This is a genomic window from Nocardioides sp. NPDC101246 (assembly GCF_044767415.1).
GTDB lineage: Bacteria > Actinomycetota > Actinomycetes > Propionibacteriales > Nocardioidaceae > Nocardioides.
The window spans coordinates 436,490-451,688 of sequence record NZ_JBIWNX010000002.1; the positions used below are offsets into that span (position 1 = coordinate 436,490).

The window sequence follows — 15,199 nt, forward strand, 5'->3', positions numbered from 1 at the left end:
CCTATCCACGCATTGGTTGCCGCGTCAGCAGGGCACTCCCACCGACCTTCTCGATGTTGCCCAGAACCGGGGGCAGCGCCGGATCGTTGCGCCACGGATGCTGCCGAAAGGCCGCCCGCGCGCCGTACCTGTCGATCATCGCGATCAGCGCGACGAGGTCCTCGGCCCGGTTCTGGGCGACCAGCCACGCCATCAGCCGCTGGGCAGGTGGAACCGCGGTGTTCTCGAACGGCACCCCGGCCTCGTACCAGAACTCCAGGACGGCGCCGCGCAACAGCTTCCAGTAGCGGTTCGGGTCCTCGGTGTCGGGGTGGACGGCCGCGCGGAAGTGCTCCCACATGTCGATCGGCAAGACCTCGACGAGCAGGGTCTCCATGAGCTTCGCCGAGCCGGCCGCGCGTACGAGATCGATGGTCTGGCGCTTGGTGTCGATCCGCTCGACGAGGTTCGCGATCTGCGCGCGCCGCTGCGTCGCCGAGGACCGGTCGGAGCGGACCTGCCAGTCGTAGACGATCTCCGTGATCACGTCGAAGGAGTCCGCGGCGAGGAACGCCTGGGTGAGCGCGACCTGGTCCTGGTAGCGAGTGCGCTCGGGGAAGGCGATCGCGTTCTCCGTCCAGAACGACCGGCGGAAGATCTTGTTCCACACGAAGATGTCGGCGAGCATCAGCGGTGCGTCCTCGATCCGGCACCTGAGCCGAACCTCGGCGTGGTTGCGGCGCATCAGCGGTGTCATGAACCTGCGCTCCACCCCACCTTCGACCGCGACCCGCTCGGCCGCGCCGACCGCGAAGTCCGAGCCCGTACGCCGCAGCGACCGCACCATCGCCGACCACGCATCGTGCGGAAGGGTGTCGTCGGGGTCGACGAACGTCAGCAGCTCTCCGGTCGCGGCGTCGATCCCGGTGTGACGTGCTCGGGACACCCCCGAGTTCGGCTGGGTGATGACGTTGACGCAGGGCTCCTCCGCGGCCAGTCGCCGCAGGATCTGCGCGGACCCGTCGGTCGAGCCGTCGTCGACGACGATCACCTCGAGCCTCGAGATCTCGGTTCGCGGCTGGTCCAGGATGCTGCGCAGGCTCTTCTCGACGTACTCAGCCACGTTGTAGACCGGCACGACCACGCTGAGCGTGGCCCTGCCCCGCAGCAGGCCTCGCACTCGGCGGGCAGCTCTCACTGCGGGAGGCCCTTCTCCGCGGCCGTCCGACGGTCTCGGTCCTCGTACTCGCTGATCCGGTCACGGAGCGAGCGCTTCAACGAGTTCAGGCGGTAGATCTCCTCGGTCGCCGCCACCAGCGCCGCGGCCACCTCTGCCTCCTCGGGTGTTCCCGAGGCGGGGCGGTAGACATGGGTCGGCGTGAGGTTGTAGGTGCCCGTCTGGACATAGCCCATCCGGCTCGTCCAGGAGGAGACCTTCTGGTATCCCGGCAGCGTCCCGCACTCGACGTAGAGGAGAGGGCGGTCGCGGGCGATGAGCTCGGCCGCACCGGCGAGCACGTCGATCTCGGCCCCTTCGACGTCGATCTTGAGCGCCGCCACCCGCGTCGGGAACTGCTCGTCGTCGAGCGCGACGACCGCGAAGTCGCCCTCGTCGTCCGCGACCGCGACCGACTGCGCCCCCAGGTTCGTCGCGTCGAGGTCCGCCAACGTGCCGCGCGCGGACTTCGCGTGGACACCGACCTCGCGGACGACGACCCGGCCGTCGAGCTGGTTGGCCTCGACGCTCGCGCCGATTCCGGCGACCAGCTCGGGGTTCGGCTCGTACGCGACGACGTCGAGCCCTCCGACCACCGCCAGGTACAGGGTGTGGTTGCCGATGTTCGCACCGACATCGACCACGAGCTCTCCCGGCTCGAGAGCAGCGACCATCGCCTCGAGCATCTGCTCCTCGTAGGGGCGGCCGGTTCGCACCAGGTTCGACTGGATGTAGTCCGTCGCGGCGTGCGGGACACAGACCGCATAGCTCCGCCCCGCGACCTCGATCGAGGTCATCTGGGCCGAGGATGTCGTGCTGTCAATCATTCGTGATCACTTTCGCAACGCAAGGATGGGACGCAGCTGGTTCCGCGACGCTCGAGGCTTGTCACAAGGCGTCCTCGATGGCGCGGCCCAGATACGGCGCAAGGGTTCGCGTGAAGGTGAGGGTCAGGTGCTCACCGTCGTCACGGTAGACGATGACGTGACCGACGACCGGCCGGCAGAGCCTCGCTTCGCAGTAGAGGTCTGTCAGGTCCACCAGCACCGCGTTGGGGTCGATGGCCACGGCCTCTGCCAGCCCAGAGGGCGGAAGAACCTTTCGGCGCGGCTGCGCACAGGCCGAGGCTGCGTCGAGCAGCTGCGCCTCCACGCAGGCCATCGTTCCTTCCGGCATCGCGGGGTTGTCCTCGATCGCGATCACGGGCACCTTTCGAGGGGCCGGCCGGTGCGCCCACGCGCGAGCCAGCCCGTCGGCGGTCTCACCGACCGAGGTCGTCACCTCGTCACCGGCCAGGATCGGCGAGGAGTTTCGCGCCTTGGAGGTGAGGATCGCGTCGAGGTCATCGGCCTTCTCGACGTACGCGCTGATGCCGCGCCGCCACTCCTGGCACATCCGGTGGTCTGCGGTGCTGTTCTTCTGGAGGTCCGACTCCGTCCAGTAGCAGCCGACTCGGCCGGCGACGTCGATCCGCCACCCGAACTCGTGCGCGATGTCCTCATACGCCCCGACCAGCTGGTCGTTGTGGGAGTCGCCGACCGCGAGCAGTCGCCTGCTGTAGCCGGTCTTCGGACCGAGCCGGCACATGACGACGTCACCGGTCTTGGCGGCCGAGCTCGACCAGCATTCGCCTCGGTTCGCCTGGTCTGCTTCGAGGTCGGACGGGTTCGGGACGAGGACGCCGTCCAGGTCGGGGTTCTCGCAGGTCGGATCGGCGAGCTCGGCGGCACCCAGACAGGGCAGGTTTCGGGAGAGAAGGGCATTTGCCTGACGTTCCGACTCCGCTGCGCTGATCGCCTGTGCTGCCAGCCCCGTAGCCGCGACGGCCAGCACGACCACCATTGCCGCTGCACTCCACAGGCCGACCGATCGCGGAGAGCGTCCGCCAAGAAGCTTTGGGGAGAAGCGCACGCGGTTCTCCCACTGAGTCGTGCTGAGCCACGCGAGCGGGAAGGTCACGCAGAGGATCAGCAGCTTCGTCCCCACGTTCAGCGGCGCACCGGTGATGTACGGCACCAGGATGATGAGCGGCCAGTGCCACAGGTAGATGGCGTACGAGGTGTCTCCGACGATGGACACGGGCCGCCACGACCCGATGCGGGCGAGGAACGTACCCCGGCCGAGCCAGATGGCGAGTGCGGCGCCGCTCACCGGAACCAGGGCGGCGACCCCTGGAAATGGCGTGCCGCTGGTGTAGCGCGTCGCCGCCGTCGCGATCAGGGCGAGGCCCAGCGCCACCCCCGCAGCGCGCGCCCTCCTCGAGGCGACCATCGGCAACATCCCGATGAGAACTCCGGCGGCGAACTCCCAGGCCCGGGTGAAGGTGGAGAAGTATGCCTCCGGGGTGTTCGCGGTGAGCCAGACGCCGTAGGTGAAGGAGGCGCAGGCGATGAGTGCGAACAGCGATCCGGCGAGTCGCCGGGTCGTGACGTACGACCCAGGGCCGATCAACCGGGAGACCAGCACCACGAAGAGCAGCAGGAGCGGCGTGAACGCGTAGAACTGCTCCTCGACGGAGAGACTCCAGAAGTGCTGAACCGGGGAAGGCCTGTTGTCGGCGGCGAGGTAGTCCACGCTCGCCCAGGCCAGCCGCCAGTTCTCGACGTACAGGCTCGACGCGGCGACCTCGGTCAGGAACTGCGACCAGAGACTTCGCGGCACCCAGACGAACGTCGCGACGGCGCTCACCAGCAGGACGAGGAGCGACGCCGGCAGAAGCCGTTTCGCTCGGCGGGCCCAGAATGCGCCCAGGCGAATACGACCGGTTGTCTCCATCTCCCGCAGGAGGTGACTCCCGATGAGGAACCCGGAGATGACGAAGAACACGTCCACACCGACGTACCCGCCGCTCAGTCGGCCTGGAGCGAGGTGGTAGGCGAACACGGAGAGGACCGCGATCGCGCGCAGCGCCTGGATGTCCGGCCGGAACGCACCCGCCCGTGCCTGCGCGCTCGATGTCGTACCCGCATCGGGCGACCGCGTGCTCGTCACCGTCGTCATGAAGCTCACTCGTCCACGTGCATCGTCATAGCCGTCACAGAAGCGGCGCAGTGTCGACGTCTTCCGAGCCGATCACGCGACCGTCGTCGGCGACACCTCGGATGCGCTGCAGGAGAGCGTCGCGGGAGACCCCCACGCCCTGATCGAGGTGGCCGAGCACCTTGTCCAGCACGAGGTCGTTGTTGCCCTGGAACGCGTTGCGACGCCACAGGGCGACGGTCTGGGCCTCCGGGATCTGCTGGTAGCCGGCACGCTCGCGCGGCATCCAGACCGGGTAGCCGTTGGCGGTCGCCATCGCCTTGAGCCACAGGTCATCGGCGTACAGCGCGGTCTCGGAGAGCGCCTCGAGGTCGAAGGTCGCCGCAGGCAGCGAGTGCGGCGGGTAGAGCACCCCGCCGATCCCCGTCGGCAGGAGCTGGTAGCTCGCCTTGCCGCGCAGGTAGTTGCAGTCGTAGACCCACCCGTCGTAGGAACGAAGGGTGCCGTCGGGCCGGAACATGGCCAGGTTGGCCCGCTGACAGACGATGGCCCGCGGGTTCGCCAGGTGGCCCTCGTACAGGGTCTCGACGAGGTTCTCGTCGTAGACGACGTCGTCGTCGACGGTGACGACGAGGGCGTCGGGATACTCCTGCACCGCGTAGAAGTACTTCTTGTGCGGCGCGATGTCGCCGTCCACCCAGCGGATCCGGAAGCAGTCGTCCTGACGTTCCAGGACCTCGTTCGGGACGTCGGCCTCTCGGTTCGGGAAGTTCTCGGTGGAGAGCCACAGGAGCACCTTGTCGGGCCGCTTCGTCTGCTCCAGCAGGGAGTCGATGCACTGGCCGATGGTGAGCATCCGGTGAGGAATCGAGGTCAGCGACACCACCACGTCCCGGGTGGCCGAAGGAACTGCTGCACGGCGTCGCGCGACCTTCGACGTGACCGGCTGGATCCTGCGGCCGGCACCGGCGGCGATCCGGCGCTCGAAGAGAGCTCCGAGGTCCTTGGTGTAGGCATCCATGCTGGCCCGCTCGTCGTACGCCCTGCGGGACGCGTGGCCCATCGCCTCGAGCGTCGCGGAGTCCTTGTCCATCATGGCCATGAAGGCGGCGCGCAGCGACATCACGTCGCCGGTGTCGACCACCAGGCCGTTCGCGTCGCCGACCATGTACTTGGCGCCGACGTTCTCCGTCACGATCAACGGCTTGGACAGCATCGCTCCCTCGAGCGCCACCAGGGAGCACGACTCATCGCGCGAGGCGACGACCACGGTGTCCATCTGCGAGAGGAGCTCGATCTTCTCTCGCTCCTCGGAGATCACACCGTGGTAGTGGATGTTCTCCTCCTCTGCGATCTGGCCGAACACGTAGGAGCTGACCGAGGTGCCGCTGTTGATGAACCCACCGGCGAAGTGCAGCTCCGCGCGAGCCCGGTACTCCTCCGGCATGGCCTTGTAGGCGGCGATGAACACGTCGTATCCCTTGCGGTGCTCGATGGTGCCGAGCTGGACGAACTTGAACCTGCCACCGGCGGCGATCTCGTACGGCTGGGCGTACTGCGAGACGTCCACGACGCTGTTGCGCACCACCTCGACGGGGCCTTCGGCGTGCTCCGCGACGGCCGCGGCGGCGTACTCGCTGACCACGCAGATGCTGCGGCTCTGCCGGAGCGTCTCCTGGCGCTCCGGGGCCGCGGCGAAGAAGTCCGGCAGGTTGGTCGCCTCACGGACGTACCAGACGAGCGGGATCCGACCCTCCAGGGCGCGCACGTAGTCGTCCGTCGCGACCGTGTTGCACACGACGAGCTCGACACCGCTCTCGATGAGCTTGTTGATCCGCTTCGGACCCAGCTGGCCGGCACGCATCACCTTCACGGAGATGCCGATGGCTGCGAACTCCTTCGAGAAGGGACCGGGCTTCGCGGTCCAGACCACCGGCTCGTACCCCAGGGACATCGCCACCGTGCACATCCGGTGCAGGCTTCGGGGCGTGCCGGTGTAGGTCATCTCGGGCGAGACGAACACGATGCGCCGCGACCGCGAGACCTGCGCGGACTCCTCCGAGGCGGCAGCAGGCTCGAGGGCCTGGATCGGCCCGCCGAGGTCGAACAGGTCACCGAATCGCTCGGTGTGCGTCTCCTCGCCGAACAGGGCTGGTGTGGCGTCGTAGAGGAAGTCCTTGTAGACCTCGTGGGAGTACGACTCGTTCTCGATCGCCGCCTTCAACGGGTTGAACGCGACGTAGGCAGAGATCGGGCGGATGTCCCGGTGGCCCCTGGAACGGTTCACGTACGCCTCGACGAAGTCGACGATCCCGCGCTGCATCTCGGTGATCTGCTCGACGTTGCGCGGAGCGTTGTTCCCACGGACGGCGACGGCCCGGCCGTTCTCGAACCCGTAGCCGACGACGCTGGATGCGACCTCGGTGAACAGGTACTCGAGCGGGTGGTGCAGCAGGTCCGTCTTGCGCGCCGCCTTCGGCCCGCCGGGCATCATGAACCTCGCCAGGTCCAGATTCGCCAGCGGCGAGTAGGCATAGGCGCTGATGAAGCCGTCGGAGACCATGTCGGTGACCTGGTCCGTGCGGCTGGTGCACATCAGCGCGCCGGAGACCTCGAGCGCGCGGTCGGCCAACGCGGTACGGAAGAAGTGCCGAAGGGCGGTGATGCAGGTGCCGCTCCAGCCGATGTCGACGATCAGAACCCGCTTCGCATCGCCGACGGCCGCACCGAAGTACTCCTTCGCCGCCTCGATGCTGGTGCGGTTGTGCTCCTCGATGACCTGCTTGTGGTCCCAGAAGAACTGCTCCAGACGTCGCCGGGTGGCGCTGGCGGGGAAGAGGAACCGCTCGATGTCGGCCTTGTCCAGGTACGGCAGCAGGTAGTCGAACCCCGTGTCGATCAGGAGCTGCTCGATGGTCTTGGTGTTGTTGGACTCCTTGAACCAGCGGAAGAAGGAGCGCCCGACGAAGTCGTCGAAGTTCAGGTCGAGCGTGATCCCGGCGGCCGCGTAGCGGGAGATGTCGATGTAGACGCCGTCCGCGCTGCCGTAGAAGCGGTCGTAGACGCGCGAGATCACGTCACAGTCGCGCCCGCAGAACAGGATCCGGTCGATGCCCTTCTCGCGTACGACCGACTCGAGGAACTCGCAGAATCCCGCGGCCAGAACACCGCCGACCCGGTAGCCGTGCGTGTAGTGCAGGCCCTCGGTCCAGGTGCCGGACCCGATCGAGTTGTTGAGGGTCGCGCCGTAGAAGCTGCCGGCCAGCGTCTCCATGTACGGCTCCCGAACGAGGCGCCGCTGGTCCTGGTTGTACACCGCCGGAAGACCGACGCGCTCGGACTGCTCGACGTCTGCCTCGAGGTTGTCGCCGACGTGGACGATCGACGTCTCGCTGCCGTAGTACTCCAGGAGAACCTGCTGCAGCGTGCCGTCACCCTTACGGCGAAGGTACTCGTTCGACAGGTAGATCTTCTCGAAGCCCGCGTACCCGTTGCGTACGAGCATCTCCTCGATGACCTCCCGCGAGAGGTACATGTCGGAGGTGAACACGATGGTCTTGCCCTGGGCGAGGAGCCGATCGAAGACCTCCTTGATGTACGGGTTCGCTTCGGCCAGCTCGATCTCGAGGTCCTGCTCCAGCACCTCCCACCCCGGCTCCGCGCCGTAACGGTCCTCCATCACGGCATAGATCTCGCGGAGGGTGACCTCTCGGGACCCCTTGTGGTTGTCGTTCTCCCGACGCGCGTGATCCTCCGCCTGCTTGCGGATGCTCGGGAACCGGTCGATGCCGAGCCTCGAACCCAGGATCCGGAAGACATCCTTCGGGAACTCCACCGCTCGGTACAGCGCCGTGTCGAAGACGTCGAACGAGACCACGTCGTACGCGGCCAGGGTCTCGACCATCTCCTCGACGCTGAGCCGCTCGGTGCTGTCGGGCCTGAGGTAGTACGGCCGTCCGGCCTCCAGCTCGTCGCCCGCAGGTTCGCCCAGCCGAGCGCGCAGGCGCTCGATCTTCGCGTTCAGACCCGACTGTCGGTCCAGGAGCCGGGTGTAGCGGGACAGAACCCGGCCACCGCTGGTCGGACGACCGAACAGCACCAGCTTGTGTTCGCCGTCCACTTCCGCGACGCGCACCATCCGATGACGCAGCCCGAGCTTGTTGGTCGGCTGCTCGCCCATACCGGCAGGCATGGTTCCTCCTTGTGTTTCTGGGGTGACGACAGTGCGGGCGGACCCGCGGTTGGTCCGGTTGCGATCGAGCCGGTTCACGGCTGTGGCGAGCGGACATCTCGCTTGAGCGAGTTGCGGATGACGCGAGGTCCAGACGTCATCAGCGAACCGATCCGGAAGGACACCGAGCCGCGGGTGTCGGCGAGCTCCTGGTCACGGCCCTGGAGCTCCTGCTCGAGAGTCACCACCCGACTCCTCAGCCGCTTGCGGACGGCCGAGGTCGTCCCGGCGCCCTCGGTGACCGCGTCGGCGAGATAGGTAGCCACGATCTCGGCACACATCGGGCTCATGGCCGCGTACTGCCACCATCGTTCCGCGAAGTCGGCCGAGACATCCATCCACGGCTTGCGCTTGTCCGCGAAGTGGATGATGACCGGCGAGCTCATCGCCTCGTCGTACTCGTCGCGGGACCAGACCCGCTGGACGGCCGGCCTGCTCCAGAACTCCTCGACGTTCTTGGGGCCGTACTTCGTCATCAGGTTGAAGCGGAGCGGAAGATGGCGGAGGCCGTCGTAGCAGACGATGTTGATGATGTCCTGATCGTCGGAGTCGAACTCCTTCGCGGAGAGCTCGAGGAACTGCTCGACCAGGCCGTCGGCACGCATCTTCTCCAGGTTCATCACCATGACGCCGGAGTTGACGTAGCGGTCGAAGGAGGGGAGGCCGATCGCCCGGGCAGCCTCCGCCGAGCGGAGGTGGTAGACGGCAGCCGGCACCGCGGCGATGTAGACGTCACGTACGTCCTGCCCGTAGAGGGAGGACAGATCGCTCTCGATGATGGTGTCGACGTCGAGGTAGATGATCTTGTCGACGTCCGGGAAGAGGTCGGGCAGCTTGAGCCGGAAGTACGCAGGTGCCGTCAGGTGCGAGGTGCTGACCTTGACGTCGGCGAAGCCGTCCACGACGACGAACGTGATCGTGTTACCCGGGTAGCGACTCTCGAAGCTGAGGATCTGGTCGCGGACGCCTGCCGGGTACTCCTCGGCCACCAGGATCTTCAGGTCATATCGGGTGTCGGTCCCGGAGTTCTCCAACAGCGACGTGATCGCCACCGACATGGGCTTGGCGTAGTTGAGATCGGCGGCCATGGCCACCGGGATCGTCCGGGTCCGCTCGGCCTGAGCGTTGGCTGCACGGGGGTGCGGTAAGTCCAGATCCTGCGTGCGCGTTGTGGGCGCATGGTCGGATACGGCGAGCTTGTGGGGAGCCACCTGTTGTCCTTGTCGAGCTTGACCACCCGAGGGCAGGGCATGGTGGTTCACGCCCGTGCCGGTATGGGTCGGCCGTGGTTTGTCTTCCCCGAGATCCGGGTGGCCACGTCGCCACCCGTCAAACCGCCGGCCCGAACGCGGCGGTGCGTCGTCTGCTGCCCCCCGGCTGGTGCAGAACCGCACCCAGAACGAACGAGCGAGAGACTAACCCAACCGAATCCGGTTCACTTAACTTTCGCCGGCGATTTTCGGAAGCGTCACAGTGCTGCAACATTCACTGACCCGAAGGGGCCGTGAGCAATAGCCCACGTGGACTATCTCGCCGAGATTCTCCGGGCCCGCGGTGCCGGCTGGCAGGTCGGGCAGAAGTAGGAGGAGCGGTTCATGAAGGCGATGCGGCGCATCGGGGAACCGCACCGGTCGCAGGGCTCGCCCTCACGTCCGTACGCAGCGAGCGAACGCTCGAAGTAGCCCGACTCGCCGTTCACGTTGACGTAGAGCGCGTCGAAGGAGGTGCCGCCCTGGGCCAGCGCCTCGGTCATCACGTCGCGTACGTGGCCGAGCAGCTCGCGCACCTTCGGGCCGGTCAGCCGGTCCCCCGGCCGTTCGCCGTGCAGCTGGGCGCGCCAGAGGGCCTCGTCGGCGTAGATGTTGCCGACGCCGCTGATCACGGTCTGGTTGAGCAGGATCCGCTTGATGCCGCTGGCCGACCGCCGGACCCGCCGCACGACCGCCTCCGCATCGAAGGCGGCCTCGAGCGGGTCGGGGGCGATGTGGACGATCTCGGGCGGGAGCTCGGCTCCCCCGGGGCTGATCGAGAGGCCGCCGAACATGCGCTGGTCGACGAAGCGGAGCTCGCGACCCTCCGCGGCCCCTTCGAGGCGGATGCGGACGCGCAGGTGCCGTTCGTCGGGAGATGCCGGCGGCTGGACGAGGATCTGGCCGCTCATGCCGAGGTGGGCCATGAGGGCGTCACCGGAGTCCAGCGGCAGCCACAGGTACTTGCCGCGGCGGCGAGCACCGACGAGCGCGCGGCCCGTCAGCTCGTCGGCGAAGGCTGAGGCACCGGCGAGATGGCGGCGTACGGGCCTGGGGTGCAGGACCTCGACGGCGATGATCCTCGCGCCGAGAACGTGGCGCTCGAGGCCGGCGCGTACGACCTCGACCTCGGGGAGCTCAGGCAACGACGGACCTCAGGCGGACGAGGCTGCGGCGGCTTGGATCTCGCCGTAGGCCGTCTCCGCGGCGGCCTGCTCGGCCTCCTTCTTGGAGCGGCCGACGCCGTTGCCGTAGAGCTGCTCGCCGACCCGGACCTTCGCGGTGAAGGTCTTCATGTGGTCGGGGCCCTCGTCGGTGATGACGTATTCGGGCACACCGAGGGCACGCTCGGCGGCGAGCTCCTGGAGGGAGGTCTTCCAGTCGAGCCCGGCACCGAGGTCGGAGGCCGCCTCGATGAGGGGGTCGAAGAGTCGGTGGACGAGGACCGTGGAGACCTCGATGCCACCGGAGAGGTGGACCGCCCCGATCACCGCCTCGACGGTGTCGGAGACGATCGACGCCTTCTCGCGCCCACCGGTGGCCTCCTCGCCACGGCCCAGCTTGATGTGCTGGCCGAGACCGATGGCCTGACCGACCTCGGCCAGGGCGCGGGCGTTCACAACTGCCGCCCGCAACTTGGCCAGCTTGCCCTCGGGCAGGTCGGGGTGGGTGCGATAGAGGGTCTCGGTGACCACGACGCCGAGCACCGAGTCACCCAGGAACTCCAGGCGCTCGTTGGTGGGCAGGCCACCGTTCTCGTAGGCGTAGGACCGATGTGTCAGCGAACGCTCAAGCAGCTCGGGGTCCAGAATCGGATCCCCGAGCGCTTTGCGAAGCTCGGCGTAGTTGGTCAGGAGACTAACCGCGTGTCAGATCAGAGGACCTGGCGACGCTCGGCGCGAGCGCCGTACTGGCCGCACTCGCCGCACGCACGGTGCGGGATGTGCTTGGCGCCGCAGGCGGGGTTCGCGCACGTCACCAGGGTCGGCGCAACGGCCTTCCAGGCCGAGCGACGGTGGCGGGTGTTGCTGCGCGACATCTTCCGCTTCGGAACAGCCACTGTTATCTCCTCATAATTCGACCGGCCGGATCTCGGCCGGCTACTGAAAGCCTATTTGCTGGGTAAACCCTAGTTGCTGGGCTCATCGTTCAGCGAAGCCAGCCCCGCCCAGCGCGGGTCGACCTTGTCGCCATGGGTGTGCCCGGGCTCGTCCGCGAGCCGCGCCCCACACTCGGGGCACAGTCCCGGACAGTCGTCCTGGCACATCGGCTGGAACGGCAGTGCGAGCACCACCGCATCCCTGAGCACCGGCTCGAGGTCGATCAGGTCGCCCTCGGTCCGGCTGGTCTCGTCGTCCTCATCAGGGGCCTGGCCGTCACGAGAGTCGTTGTAGACGTACAGCTCCTGGATGTCGACCTCGGCTTCGTCCTCGATCGGCTCCAGGCACCGCACGCACTCGCCCTCGAGGCCGGCGATAGCCGTCCCCGTGACCAGCACACCCTCCATGACCGCCTCGAGCCGCAGGTCGAACTCGACCGGCGAACCCTCGGGGACGATGAGGACTTCGATACCAAGATCTGCCGGCGCCGGCACCGTCAGCTCCACGTGACGCTCGGACCCCGGACGTCGGCCGAGCTCGCGTGTATCGAGCACGAGCGGCGCTCTCGGGTCCAGCGCAGTCATGTTTCACTTCCGGATGAGGGCACGACAGATCAGAGATGATCCTAATGGCCGATGGCAGACACGGCCAAAAGCACGGTTGCACAGAGACTTCACAAGGTTAAGGTGCCAGGGAGTAGTCGATTCCGACCGCGCCTCACGGGGGTTGTCTTGCGCGAAGACCACTCGGCTCCGGCCACCACGCAGAGCGCACGGATGCTCCGGCTCGGGCTGTACGGCGTGCTCACGACGTACGCCGCCCTGGTTCTGCTGGGGCTGCTGGGACAACCGGTCTTCGCGCCCGACGAGCCGGGACACGTCCACTACGGCATCGCGCTCACGCAGGGACGGATTCCGGTCATCGGGGAGACCTCGGCGGGCCAGTTCCCGGAGATCAGCGATGCCGACATGCTCCAGATCCAGTCGTTCCATCCGCCGCTCTACTACCTGATCACCGGACCGATCGAACGAATCGCCCTCGAGACCGGCCTGGGCTACCCGCTGCTGCTTCTGACCAGACTGCTCAACCTGGCGCTCAGCGCTCTGACGGTGTTCATGGTCGGCAGGATCGCCTGGCTGCTCACCTCGGGGACCTCCCAGCGTCGGGCGACGATCGCGCTCGCGGCCGCCGCCGTGGTCGGCACGGTGCCCGCGCTGCTCATCGCCTCCGGCCGGGTGATGAACGACTCCTTGGCGGTCGCCCTGGCGACCGGGACCCTCCTGGTTCTCGTCCGCTCCGCACGCGCCGGCCTGCGTCTGCGCGAGGTGGCCCTGATCGCGGCGCTGTGCACGCTGGGCATGCTCACCAGGATCTCGTTCCTGCCGATCTGGCTGCTCGCGATCGGCGCGGTCGCGGCGCTCTCGCTGTGGCCGGGTCTCCGGTTCGGCCCGCCGCGTACGCCATGGCGCACCGCGCTCGGCCGCGCGAGCGCGGTGCTCGCCGCCCCCGTGGCCGGGGCGGGCTGGTTCTACGTCCTCAACGTGCAGCGCTACGGCGACATCACCGGCGGATCCGGCGGCAAGAACCTTCCCGTCGCGGCCGACCGCACCCTCGACCCGGCCGCCGCCGACGGGCCGCTCCTCTACCTGCTCGACCCCGCGTCGTGGTGGGAACAGATGCAGCAGTACGCCGGGGTGAACGCGTCCAGCGTCCGCGAACCGCTGCCGCTCCTCAACCACGTGCTCATCGTGGCCGTGGTGACTCTCCTGCTCCTCGGAGTGCTGATCAGGCTGTTTCGCTGGGTCGACGGGGGCCGGCCCGCGACCGACGCCGTCGGCTCCTGGTGCCTGGTCGCCCTGGCGCTGGTGGCCGTGGCGACCTGCCTCGAGATGGCGACGCATGTCACCCACAAGGGCTGGCCGAACGCGCGGTATCTCCTCAACGGCGTCGCCGTGTGGGGCATCGCGGCGGCGGGCCTTGCGCACACGTTCGGCCGACGCCTCGCGCCGTACGCAGTGCTCCTGATCAGCTTCACCGGCGTCCTCGGCTATCTGACCTTCCTGGTCACCACCCTTCGCTGGAACGAGCAGCTGGAGAGTCTCTCCTGGTTCGACACGATCGCCGGGGGCATGAACATGTCCGGGTTTCCCGTCCCCCATGTCCTCACCGCGATCCTGCTCGTGGCCGTGATCGCGGGGTTGGGACTGCAAGCGAGGGCGCTGATCGGGCTGTCCCGGGCGGAGGCCGCGGTGGCGACCGGGCGCCACGCTCAGGGCCGACCGTCGCGGCCTGCTGCCACCGAACCGCACCTGCCGGAGCCACGGCTCGCACCCGACGCCGTTCAGGCGCGGATCGTCCGACGTACGGCCGCCACGACCCACCGACGGGGAGATCACCCGCATGACTGAGCCTCTCGTCGGCCCCGGCGCCGTGGAGTCGACGCCGCACGCGCTCGTCCGCCCACGGGCCCGCACGATCGTGAGGGTCGTGTTCGTCGTCGCGGTCTTCCTCGCCGCGGCGTGGACGATCTGGACGCAACGAGCACGTCTCGCCGAGTCCCTGGCCCAGCTCGGAGCCTGGCCGATCGTGACGAGCTGCGTGCTCGCGACGGCCGGGACGGCGCTCACCTACCTCCAGTGGCGGGAGGTGCTGGGCGGCCTCGGCGTGCGCATGCGGTTGGACGAGGGGGCGCGGGTGTTCTTCCTGAGCCAGCTCGGCAAGTATCTGCCCGGGTCCATCTGGCCGGTGGTCATGCAGATGGAGGCCGGTCGCGAGCGTGGCGCCTCACGCTCCACGATGGTGGCCGCCAACCTCTTCACGATCGTCCTCGGCTGCACCGTCGGCCTCATGGTCGCCTGCGTGCTGCTGCCGTTCGCCGCACCGGGCACCATCGCCCACTACTGGTGGGCGCTGCTCGCCCTACCCGTGCTGCTCGTGCTGCTGCACCCGGCGACGATGCCCGCGCTCCTCAACATCGCGCTCCGCGTCCTGCGCCGGGCACCGATCACCGAACGGCTCTCCATGTCGAGCACCCTGCGCGCTGGAATGTGGGCGCTGCTGTCCTTCGTCCTCCTGGGCTCACATGTCGCCGTGCTGGTCGGCGCCTTGGCGGGCTGGACGGTCGAGTCGCTGGCCATCTCCATCGGCGCGGTCTCGCTGGCGGTCTGCGTCGGCGTGCTGGCGATCCCGGTGCCGGCAGGCATCGGCGTACGTGACGGGGTCCTGGTGCTGGCTCTGAGCCCGACCGTCGGCCTGGCGCCGGCGGTCCTGCTCGCGGTCACCTCACGCTTGCTGATCAGTCTCTCGGATCTACTGCTGGCGACGATGGTTCTGGGAGTGCGACCGATTGCTTCCGATAAATACCAATTGGGGTAATTGACGCGCTGAACAAAGCGTTGACGGCGTTTAATTCCAATTGACTATTGAAGATATTCATTTGTCCCGC

11 protein-coding genes are annotated in these 15,199 nt (G+C 67.8%); 2 read left to right on the forward strand and 9 right to left on the reverse strand.

All coding sequences use genetic code 11. The features are described 5' to 3' along the window. Window position 1 precedes the first annotated feature (1 nt). The 9 genes from ACIRON_RS05205 to ACIRON_RS05245 all read right to left on the reverse strand — a co-directional run bounded on the left by ACIRON_RS05205 (window position 2) and on the right by ACIRON_RS05245 (window position 12,338). Window positions 2–1,177, reverse strand: a complete 1,176-nt coding sequence (locus ACIRON_RS05205; protein WP_402989824.1) for a glycosyltransferase family 2 protein — start codon at window positions 1,175–1,177, stop codon at window positions 2–4. After that, window positions 1,174–1,992 (reverse strand): FkbM family methyltransferase, encoded by an 819-nt coding sequence (locus tag ACIRON_RS05210; RefSeq protein WP_402989827.1) that lies wholly within the window; start codon window positions 1,990–1,992, stop codon window positions 1,174–1,176. Before ACIRON_RS05210 ends, ACIRON_RS05205 begins: the two co-directional genes overlap by 4 nt. 91 nt (window positions 1,993–2,083) lie before the next feature. Beyond that, window positions 2,084–4,195: an acyltransferase family protein gene (locus tag ACIRON_RS05215; protein WP_402989829.1), complete on the reverse strand. Its 2,112-nt coding sequence runs from the start codon at window positions 4,193–4,195 to the stop codon at window positions 2,084–2,086. A gap of 34 nt (window positions 4,196–4,229) precedes the next feature. Then, on the reverse strand, window positions 4,230–8,366 hold the full coding sequence (locus ACIRON_RS05220; RefSeq protein WP_402989831.1) for a glycosyltransferase: 4,137 nt from the start codon (window positions 8,364–8,366) through the stop codon (window positions 4,230–4,232). Between the two features lie 74 nt (window positions 8,367–8,440). Continuing rightward, a complete protein-coding gene (locus ACIRON_RS05225; RefSeq protein ID WP_402989833.1) occupies window positions 8,441–9,493 on the reverse strand; it encodes a glycosyltransferase family 8 protein in 1,053 nt (350 codons plus the stop codon). A gap of 437 nt (window positions 9,494–9,930) precedes the next feature. Then, on the reverse strand, window positions 9,931–10,800 hold the full coding sequence (mutM, locus tag ACIRON_RS05230) for a bifunctional DNA-formamidopyrimidine glycosylase/DNA-(apurinic or apyrimidinic site) lyase (protein ID WP_402989835.1): 870 nt from the start codon (window positions 10,798–10,800) through the stop codon (window positions 9,931–9,933). A 9-nt stretch (window positions 10,801–10,809) separates the two neighbouring features. Then, window positions 10,810–11,508 carry a ribonuclease III gene (gene rnc, locus ACIRON_RS05235; RefSeq protein WP_091049607.1) on the reverse strand — a complete coding sequence of 233 codons (699 nt, stop codon included), beginning with the start codon at window positions 11,506–11,508 and terminating at the stop codon, window positions 10,810–10,812. Window positions 11,509–11,528: 20 nt separating this feature from the next. Beyond that, window positions 11,529–11,714, reverse strand: a complete 186-nt coding sequence (gene rpmF / locus ACIRON_RS05240; RefSeq protein ID WP_008358292.1) for a 50S ribosomal protein L32 — start codon at window positions 11,712–11,714, stop codon at window positions 11,529–11,531. Between the two features lie 69 nt (window positions 11,715–11,783). Then, window positions 11,784–12,338: a YceD family protein gene (locus ACIRON_RS05245; RefSeq protein WP_402989839.1), complete on the reverse strand. Its 555-nt coding sequence runs from the start codon at window positions 12,336–12,338 to the stop codon at window positions 11,784–11,786. Window positions 12,339–12,485: 147 nt separating this feature from the next. On the opposite strand from ACIRON_RS05245, the gene ACIRON_RS05250 reads away from it, so the two are divergent. Both ACIRON_RS05250 and ACIRON_RS05255 read left to right on the forward strand, forming a co-directional pair. Continuing rightward, complete coding sequence (locus ACIRON_RS05250) at window positions 12,486–14,162, forward strand: hypothetical protein (RefSeq protein ID WP_402989841.1); 1,677 nt, start codon at window positions 12,486–12,488, stop codon at window positions 14,160–14,162. After that, entirely contained in the window at window positions 14,155–15,129 is a 975-nt protein-coding gene (locus ACIRON_RS05255) for a lysylphosphatidylglycerol synthase domain-containing protein (protein ID WP_402989844.1), read from the forward strand. The genes ACIRON_RS05250 and ACIRON_RS05255 overlap by 8 nt, the downstream gene beginning before the upstream one ends. The last annotated feature ends 70 nt before the right edge of the window (window positions 15,130–15,199 follow it).

What these genes read in the sequence shown, in the direction of transcription:
- ACIRON_RS05210 (WP_402989827.1), bottom strand. Translation starts at nt 1,992, where the DNA reads ATGACCTCGATCGAGGTCGCGGGGCGGAGCTATGCGGTCTGTGTCCCG.
- ACIRON_RS05215 (WP_402989829.1), bottom strand. Translation starts at nt 4,195, where the DNA reads ATGACGACGGTGACGAGCACGCGGTCGCCCGATGCGGGTACGACATCG.
- ACIRON_RS05220 (WP_402989831.1), bottom strand. Translation starts at nt 8,366, where the DNA reads ATGCCTGCCGGTATGGGCGAGCAGCCGACCAACAAGCTCGGGCTGCGT.
- ACIRON_RS05225 (WP_402989833.1), bottom strand. Translation starts at nt 9,493, where the DNA reads ATGGCCGCCGATCTCAACTACGCCAAGCCCATGTCGGTGGCGATCACG.
- ACIRON_RS05245 (WP_402989839.1), bottom strand. Translation starts at nt 12,338, where the DNA reads ATGACTGCGCTGGACCCGAGAGCGCCGCTCGTGCTCGATACACGCGAG.
- ACIRON_RS05255 (WP_402989844.1), top strand. Translation starts at nt 14,155, where the DNA reads ATGACTGAGCCTCTCGTCGGCCCCGGCGCCGTGGAGTCGACGCCGCAC.